General features: G+C 70.4%; 6 protein-coding genes and 1 pseudogene. 5 read left to right on the forward strand and 2 right to left on the reverse strand.

Translation table 11 applies throughout. From position 1 onward, the window contains the following. Positions 1-87: 87 nt before the first annotated feature. The gene (locus BT364_RS04090; RefSeq protein WP_072483646.1) at positions 88-1,503 is read left to right on the forward strand and encodes an amino acid permease; all 1,416 of its coding nucleotides are present in this window, start codon (positions 88-90) and stop codon (positions 1,501-1,503) included. Here the strand turns inward: BT364_RS04090 and BT364_RS04095 are convergent. Continuing rightward, entirely contained in the window at positions 1,493-2,125 is a 633-nt protein-coding gene (locus BT364_RS04095; RefSeq protein WP_072483647.1) for a histidine phosphatase family protein, read from the reverse strand. The genes BT364_RS04090 and BT364_RS04095 overlap by 11 nt on opposite strands. Before the next feature lie 54 nt (positions 2,126-2,179). Next, the gene (locus BT364_RS04100) at positions 2,180-3,607 is read right to left on the reverse strand and encodes an FGGY-family carbohydrate kinase (protein WP_072483648.1); all 1,428 of its coding nucleotides are present in this window, start codon (positions 3,605-3,607) and stop codon (positions 2,180-2,182) included. Positions 3,608-3,769: 162 nt separating this feature from the next. Here BT364_RS04100 and BT364_RS04105 point away from each other — a divergent pair. The 4 genes and pseudogenes from BT364_RS04105 to BT364_RS42535 all read left to right on the forward strand — a co-directional run. Then, positions 3,770-4,483: pseudogene (locus BT364_RS04105) on the forward strand (ABC transporter substrate-binding protein); the annotation flags it as partial. 234 nt (positions 4,484-4,717) lie between these two features. After that, positions 4,718-5,893 (forward strand): RNA-guided endonuclease InsQ/TnpB family protein, encoded by a 1,176-nt coding sequence (locus BT364_RS04110; RefSeq protein WP_072483713.1) that lies wholly within the window; start codon positions 4,718-4,720, stop codon positions 5,891-5,893. Positions 5,894-6,156: 263 nt separating this feature from the next. Beyond that, complete coding sequence (locus BT364_RS38990) at positions 6,157-7,725, forward strand: ATP-binding cassette domain-containing protein (protein ID WP_079179299.1); 1,569 nt, start codon at positions 6,157-6,159, stop codon at positions 7,723-7,725. After that, positions 7,722-7,933: transposase (locus BT364_RS42535; RefSeq protein ID WP_143166446.1), on the forward strand; the 212-nt coding region annotated here is incomplete at its 3' end. The genes BT364_RS38990 and BT364_RS42535, both read left to right, overlap by 4 nt.

The following is a 7,933-nucleotide window of genomic DNA, read 5'->3' on the forward strand; positions in this document are numbered from 1 at the left end:
CGGACACTGGTTCCCCGCCGGCGGTGTGCGTGCCCAGACTGTCCGCACACCTCCCCCCACGTCTCACCTATCGAACAGAGCTTGTCCATGTCTCGGAATTCCGTGTCTCCCCCCACTGGATCCCCGGCCGCCGTCTCCGACGCCGGGGCCGACTCGGCTCTCACCCACGGGCTCAAGCAGCGCCATCTGTCGATGATCGCCCTCGGCGGTGTCATCGGCGCCGGGCTCTTCGTCGGCTCGGGCGCGGGCATCGCCGCGGCGGGCCCGTCGATCATCATCGCGTACGCCGTCTCCGGGCTGCTGGTCATGCTCGTGATGCGCATGCTCGGCGAGATGTCGGCCGCGAACCCGGCCTCCGGTTCCTTCTCCGTGCACGCGGAACGGGCGATCGGGCCATGGGCGGGGTTCACCGCGGGCTGGGCGTTCTGGGTGCTGCTCTGTGTCGCCGTCGGCCTGGAGGGCATCGGCGCCGCGAAGATCGTCACCGGCTGGCTGCCCGGTACCCCGGAGTGGGCCTGGGTCGCGCTGTTCATGGTGGTCTTCCTGGGCACCAACCTGGCCTCGGTGACGAAGTTCGGCGAGTTCGAGTTCTGGTTCGCCACCCTCAAGGTCGTGGCGATCACGCTCTTCCTGGTCCTGGGCGTGCTGGCGATCCTGGGGGTGCTGCCCGGCACGGACGCCCCCGGCACCGCCAACCTCAGCGGTGCGGGCGGCTTCCTGCCGAACGGCGCCGAGGGCCTGGTGATCGGGCTGCTCGCCTCCATCTTCGCGTACGGCGGTCTGGAGACCGTCACCATCGCCGCGGCCGAGTCCGAGGACCCGGTGCAGGGTGTCGCCAAGGCCGTGCGGACGGCGATGTGGCGGATCGCGCTCTTCTACGTCGGCTCGATGGCGGTCGTCGTCACGCTGGTCCCGTGGGACGACCCGAAGGTCGTGGAGGTCGGCCCGTTCTACGCGGCCCTGGACCACCTCGGGATCAGCGGCGCGGCCGAGATCATGAACGTGGTCATCCTGGTCGCCCTGCTCTCCGCGATGAACGCCAACATCTACGGCGCCTCGCGCATGGCCTGCTCGCTGGTCGCCCGCGGCCAGGGCCCGAAGCGGCTCGGCCGGATCTCCTCGGGGGTCCCGCGCACCGCGGTGCTGGTCTCGTCCGTCTTCGGCTTCCTGTGCGTGCTGCTCAGCTACTGGCGTCCCGACGACGTGTTCCCGTGGCTGCTCAACATGATCGGCGCGGTGATCCTGGTCGTCTGGATCTTCATCGCCGTCTCCCAGCTGATCCTGCGCGTCCGGCTGGAGCGCGACGCCCCGGAGCTGCTCGTCGTACGGATGTGGTTCTTCCCCGTCCTGCCGGTGCTGGCGCTCCTGGCGATGGCCGGCATCTTCTTCCTGATGCTGCGCCAGCCGGACACCCGTGACCAGCTGCTGGCGACCGGCGCCCTGACCCTCGTGCTGAGCGTCATCGGTCTCGTACGGCAGCGGCGGGCGGCCGTCAAGGGCTGACACCCGGCACACAGGGCACATTGAGGGAGAGCAGCGCGCCGCCCTGTTCCCCGATCCGCACCTCGCTCACCGCCGTGTTCCGCAGCTGCGGGAAGACCCGGCGGTAGGAGCCCAGCGGAATCGACAGCAGTTCGCACAGCACCAGCCGCAGCAGGGTGTTGTGCGCGACGACGAGCACCCGCTGCCCCGGGTGCCCGTCCGCGATCCGGCGCAGCGCGGCCGTCCCCCGGGCCGCCGCGACCCGGGGGTCCTCGGCCCCGGGAAAGGGGTGGGCCACCGGGTCGGCGCGGTACTCCCGGGCCCACTCCGGCTGCTCGGCCGCGAACTCCGCCAGGGTGCGCCCCTCCACCTCGCCGAAGTCGCATTCGCGCAGCTCGTGTTCGCGCCGGGGGGTGATGCCGAGCGCCTCGCACGCGGGGCGCGCGGTCTCGATCGCGCGGCTGACCGTGGAGGTCCAGATCGCGTCGACCCCGCTCCGGGCGGCCCACTCGCCCAGCTGCCGGGCCTGGCGGCGGCCCTCGTCGGTGAGGGCGATGTCGCTGACCCCGGCGTAGCGGTTCTCCGCGTGCCAGACGGTCTGACCATGGCGGGCGAGCAGCAGGGTGGCCGGTCTCCTGGTCATCGCTTCTCCATTCGGGTGCGGGTCGTCACGGCTGCTCCGTCCGGGTGCGGGTCGTCACGGCTGCTCCGTCCGGGTGCGGGCGTGGGCGGCGACCGGGCCGGGGAGCCAGCCGCGCCGCTCCAGTTCGTCCACCAGCGTGAGGTACGGCTCGGTGTACCACGCCGTACGCACCGGGTGCGGGCGCAGCACGTGCCGCAGCCGCACCATCCGGCCCGCGGCCCGTTGCAGGGTCTGAGCCTCCCCCGCGCCGTACGCGGCGAGGACGGCCATGCCGAGGGCGGGCTCGCTGTACTTCGGGATGTACACGGGCCGGCCCAGGATGTCGGCGCGCAACCGGCTCCAGTAGCCGCTGCGGACCGCGCCGCCGGTGAAGGTGAGCCGGCCGTACTGCTGGGCGCCGAGCAGGTCGAGGTAGTCGAGGCAGAGCCGTTCGACCAGGCCCACCCCGGTCAGCAGGGCCAGCCAGTGCTCGGCCTCGGAGGCGGGCTCGCCGAGCAGGAAACCGGTGGCCTGTGGCGCCACGAAGGGGAACCGCTCCCCCGTCGCCACCAGCGGATACGCCACCACCCGCGCCGGTTCACGATCGCGGGCCAGCGCGTCCATGCGGGCCGGGTCCACGGCCGGGAAGGCGGCGGTCAGCACCCCGCCACCGACCCCGGAGGCCCCGCCCGGCAGCCAGCTCCCGTCCGGCGCGCGGTGGTTGTAGACGACCCCGGCCGGGTCCTCGACCGGTGACGAGGTGACCCCCTTGAGGACCAGTGTCGTGCCGAGCACCGAATTCCAGGAGCCCACGGTGAGCGAACCGGAGGCGAGCTGCGCCGCGCACCCGTCCGTCATCCCGGCCACGATGGCGGTGCCCGCCGGAATCCCGGTCTCCTCGGCCGCCGCCCGCCCCACCTCACCGATCCGCGTCCCCGGCCGCACCACGTCCGGGAACAGCCCGTCGGGCAGGCCCAGCTTCCCGAACCTCCGCCGCGGCCAGTCGTCCCGCTCCAGGTCGTAGCCGGTCTTCAGGGCATGGCTGGAATCGGTGGGCAGCGGCGTCCCGGCGAGCCGCGCCAGGACCAGATCGGCCTGGTGCATCACCCGTACGGCTCCGTCCGCCCCTCCCCCGTACTCCCGCAGCAGCCACATCACCTTGGGCAGGGCCCAGCTCGGCGGGGCCCCCGCCCTGGCCGCCTCGGCGACGGCCCGCCCGTCGTCGTACATCACCCCCGTGGTCAGCGGCCGGCCCTCCCGGTCGCCGAGCAGCACGGTGCCGGAGGTGGCGCAGACGGCGAGCGCCCGGGGGGCGGGGCAGTCGCGCAGCGCCTGCCGGGCGGCCGCGCACACGGCCGTCCACCAGTCGAGGGGCCGCTGCTCATGCCGTACGCCGTCACGTCTGCCGGTGAGCGGTGCCGAGCCGCTGCCGAGGATCTCACCGCGGTCTCCCGCCACCACCGCCCGGACGCTCTGCGTGCCGAGATCGATGCCCATCCACATATCGGTCCCCTCTGTGAACTTCTCACTCTGCACCGAGAATTTCCGTTGCGCGAGGGATTGACGGCCAACTTCCGTTGTTCCAAGCTCTGTTAACCAGTCGATTCAACGTGTGAACGGGCCCCCCACCCATCTCCGGCCGGACCGTGGAGGTCACGGATGGACATGCACGCGCACGACCGGCGACGGTGCCTCGCCATCGGCGCGGCCACGGCCGCGTCCGCCACCCCGCTGCTCACCGCCTGCGGCGCGGGCTTCGGCGGCGACAAGGCCAGGAACGACGGCTCCGCGGCCGACGACGTCACCGGCCCCTTCGACTGGAAGCGGGCCAAGGGCAGAACGGTCAAGGCGCTGCTGAACAAGCATCCGTACACCGACGCACTGATCGCCGATCTGAAGGCGTTCACCGAGAAGACCGGGGTCAGGGTCGAGTACGACGTCTTCCCCGAGGACAACTACTTCGACAAGCTCACCGTCGACCTCTCCAGCGGACGCGCCTCCTACGACGTGTTCATGCTCGGCGCGTACATGGTGTGGCAGTACGGACCGCCGGGCTGGCTGGAGGACCTCGGCCCGTGGATGCGCAATTCCTCGGCCACCGGGGCCGAATGGGACCAGGAGGACTTCTTCCCCAACCTCCTCTCGGCCGACCAGTGGTCGCTGAAGGCGGGCGCGCCGCTCGGGCGGGGCGGGCAGTACGCGCTGCCGTGGGGCTGGGAGACCAATGTCGTCGCGTACAACACCGAGGTGTTCAGGAAGCTCGGCCTGAAGCCCGCCGAGACCTTCGACGAGCTGCGCGAGGTCGCCGGGGCGATCACCCGCCGGGCGCCGGGGGCGGGCTTCGACGGGATGTACGGGGTCGCGGTGCGCGGCTCGCGCAGCTGGGCGACGATCCATCCCGGCTTCATGACGATGTACGCCCGCAACGGCCTGAAGGACTTCACCGTCGAGGGCAGCAGGGTGAAGTACGCGATAACAGTCGCGCGCACAGGCGGGTACATCACGACGGCATGCAGTCACGGAATTCACGCACCATGGATCGCGAAAGATCAATGTCTGCCGGTTCTGATCTTGTCGCACGGGTTGGCGAGTGGCGGTCGTACGGTCGTCTGTGTGCAGCTTCGTTACGCATTCCGCATCGAGCCGGGCCCAGGCCAGCGCATCGCGCTGGGCCGGGCGTTCGGCTGCGCACGGGTGGTCTTCAACGACTGTCTGCGGGCCCGGAAACGGGCCCATGAGCAGGGCGCGCCCTATCCGACGTCAGCGGAGCTGTCGAAGCGGTACATCACCGAGGCGAAGAAGACTCCCGAGCGGTCCTGGCTCGGCGAAGTGTCATCGGTAGTGCTCCAGCAGTCGTTGCGGGACCTGGATACGGCCTACCGGAACTTCTTCGCGAGCATCAAGGGCACCCGAAAGGGCCCGAAGATCGCCGAACCGAGGTTCAAGTCCAAGCGGGACAGCCGCCAGTGTGTGCGATTCACCGCGAACGCCAAGTGGTCGATCACACCGGATGGGAAGCTGAACCTGCCGAAGATCGGCCCGGTACGGGTGCGCTGGTCACGTGCTCTGCCGTCGGTGCCGTCGACAGTGACAGTGATCAAGGACGCGGCCGACCGGTACTGGGCGAGCTTCGTCGTGGAGACCTACCCAGCAGGCGAGGCGTTGCCCGCGCTCGACCGGGAGCAGGGCATCGACCTCGGGCTGACTCACTTTGCCGTGATGGCGGACGGCTCCCGCGTCCGGTCGCCGCGGTTCCTGCGCCGGGCGGAGAAGAAACTCAAACGCGAGCAGCGAAGTCTGTCCCGGAAGAAGAAGGGGTCGAAGAACCGGGGCAAGCAGCGGGTCAAGGTCGCGCGGGCTCATGCGAAGGTGGCGGATGCGCGCCGGGACTTTCACCACAAGCTGTCTACGAAGCTGATCCGTGAGAACCAAGCGGTCAGTGTGGAGAGCCTGAGTGTGAAGGGCCTGGCCCGCACGAGGCTGGCGAAGTCCGTGCACGACGCGGGCTGGTCCAGCTTTGTGACCATGCTGGAGTACAAGGCGTCCCGGTACGGGCGCACCCTGACCAAGGTCGACCGGGCCTTCCCGTCCTCGCAGGTCTGCTCCTCCTGCGGACACCGCGACGGACCGAAGCCCCTGGACATACGTACCTGGATCTGCCCCCGATGTGGTGCCCGGCAGGACCGGGACCACAACGCAGGCACGAACATCAGAGACGAGGGACGGCGCATCCGCGCTGCCCACCAAGCTGTACCACCCACCCCCGGGCCGGGGGCCTCACGCCGGTAACGACGTGAGTAAACGCCTGCGGAGCGCATGTAAGACCACGGATACGTCCCGGCAGCGCGCGCAACCCCCGCCCCACGGGTGGGAAGGAACCAGGAACCCGACTCAAGGCGATCCGTTTCGCACGGACGCCAGGGAGAGAATCCCCCACAACCATTACGGGGAGGAGGCCAAATGATCGTGCTGTGGGCCGTGGTCTACCTGGTCACGATGGTGCTGGTGCGCTATCTGGGCCGGATCCAGAGCCGGGCGGCGGAGGTGCCACGATGAGGCGCAGACTGCTCGCCGTCGCCGCCGACCTGGCGCTGATCGCCTACTTCGTCTTCGCGCTGTTCCCCGTCGCCTGGATGGTGGTCCTGTCGCTGAAGCCGACGAACGAGCTGTTCAGCACGTACTTCTCGTTCACCCCGACCCTCGACTCGTACCGCACGGTGCTGGGCGCCGGGGACGACCAGGGCGTGCCGTTCCTCCGGTTCTTCGTGAACAGCCTCGTCGTGTCGCTGGGCGCCGTCGCGCTGTCGCTGGTGATCGGGCTGCCCGCCGCGTACGCCGCCGCGCGGTGGCGGTTCCACGGCTCGGAGAACCTGATGTTCACCCTGCTCTCGTTCCGCTTCGCGCCCGAACTCACCGTGATCATCCCGCTGTTCGTGCTCTATCAGCAGCTCGGGCTCTTCGACACCTACGTCGGCATGGTGTGGGTGCTGCAACTGGTGACGCTCCCGCTGATCGTCTGGATCATGCGGTCGTACTTCTCCGATCTCTCCCCCGAGCTGGAGCAGGCTGCGCTGCTGGACGGCTACACCCGCAAGCAGGCGCCGCAGGCCGGGACGGTCGAGCTGGACGGGGCGGACATGGCGGGCGTGGAGCCCTACGACCGGGGCGTGGCCATGTGCTTCGAGTCGTACGCGCTCTACCCGCACCGCACCGCGTACGACAATCTCGCCTCCCCGCTCCGCTCGCCGCGCCACCGCCTCCCCGCGCACGAGGCGCACGAGCGGATCGGGGAGATCGCCGAACTCCTCGGCATCGGCGCCCTGCTGGACCGCCAGGTGGGCCGGCTCTCCAACGGCCAGCGGCAGCGGGTGGCGCTCGGCCGGGTGCTGGTGCGGCCGGCCAGGGCGTTCCTGCTGGACGAGCCGCTGTCGCACCTGGACGCGAAGCTGCGGCAGGCGATGCGCGCGGAGCTGCGGGCGATCGGCGCGGTGCGGCGCACCACCACGCTGTACGTCACCCACGACTCGGTGGAGGCGCTGGCGCTCGGCGACCGGATCGGGGTGATCAGGGAGGGCCGCATGGTGCAGACCGGCACGCGTGAGGAGCTGTGGCACCGCCCGTACGACACCTTCGTCGCCCGGTCCTTCGGCCGGCCGCGGATCAATCTGCTGCCCGGGACGGTGACGCCCGAGGGGCACTTCCGGTCGCCGGACGGGGCGTACGAGCTGCCGCTGGCGGTGCCCGCGCCGCCGGGCACCGCCGTCCGACTGGGCTTACGGCCACGGGACATCGGGCTCGGCGGACCGGCGGGGACCGGCGGCGGGGGCCCGGTCCTGGAGCTGACCGGCGCCGTCCATGTCACCGAGCTGCTGGGCCGGGCCACCGAGGTCACCGTCCGGATCGGCGGGCAGCGGCTCTCCCTCGTCGTCCCGCGCGCCGAGGCGGCCGGTCTGAGCCCCGACCATCCGGTCCGGCTCTCCGTGGCGCCTGAGCTTGACGTTTATCCTCGCCTGTCACCCAACCTGCTGATCTGCGGTTCTTCCCGGGACAGCGGAGGCGGCCGTTCTCCACGCTTCGAGATGTCGAGTCACGAAGCACGAGAGAACGGCCGCTGCGTATGAGTCTCCCTCTCCCAGGGCCCGCAGGCGAGGCGTTGGATGTCTTGTCCCGCTTTCGGGTCGAGTTCTACGAGTGCCTTTACGCCCGCGCGGATGCACTCTTCGAGCTCACGGACGCGGTGCTGTGCGCGGACGGGCCGGTGAAGACCCTGGTCGAACTGTCGCTGGCCCTCGAGCACCGGCGTGGGCATGGTGCTCTGTACGCAGCGTT

Source organism: Streptomyces atratus (assembly GCF_900119365.1).
GTDB lineage: Bacteria > Actinomycetota > Actinomycetes > Streptomycetales > Streptomycetaceae > Streptomyces > Streptomyces atratus_B.

Coding starts and splice junctions, on each gene's coding strand:
- BT364_RS04095 (WP_072483647.1), bottom strand. CDS start 2,125: ATGACCAGGAGACCGGCCACCCTGCTGCTCGCCCGCCATGGTCAGACC.
- BT364_RS38990 (WP_079179299.1), top strand. CDS start 6,157: ATGAGGCGCAGACTGCTCGCCGTCGCCGCCGACCTGGCGCTGATCGCC.
- BT364_RS04090 (WP_072483646.1), top strand. CDS start 88: ATGTCTCGGAATTCCGTGTCTCCCCCCACTGGATCCCCGGCCGCCGTC.
- BT364_RS04100 (WP_072483648.1), bottom strand. CDS start 3,607: ATGTGGATGGGCATCGATCTCGGCACGCAGAGCGTCCGGGCGGTGGTG.